General features: G+C 71.6%; 1 pseudogene. It reads left to right on the top strand.

Going from position 1 to position 225, the window contains the following annotated elements:
- Positions 1-225: pseudogene (locus tag BN358_RS24360) on the top strand (ATPase); the annotation flags it as partial.

Raw genomic sequence — 225 nt, 5'->3', positions numbered from 1 at the left:
GTCCAGCGCGCTGCGGCGACGGTTCAACACCGTCGTGCTGCCACTGCCGGACAGCGCGGACGACGAGGTGGCGATCGTGACGCGCCGGGTCAGCGACCTCGGCACCTCGCTGCAGCTGCCCACACCCGACCATGCGCACGACGAGATCCGCCGTGTCGTCACCATCTTCCGGGAGTTGCGCGGCGGGCAGACCCTGGACGGCCGCACCGCCGTGAAGTCGCCGTC

Origin of the sequence: Sedimentibacter sp. B4, assembly GCF_000309315.1 — a bacterium.
Taxonomy (GTDB): Bacteria; Bacillota; Clostridia; order Tissierellales; family Sedimentibacteraceae; genus Sedimentibacter; species Sedimentibacter saalensis.
Note: the sequence above shows the minus strand (reverse complement) of the source record. Positions and strands in the feature narration are given on the sequence as shown.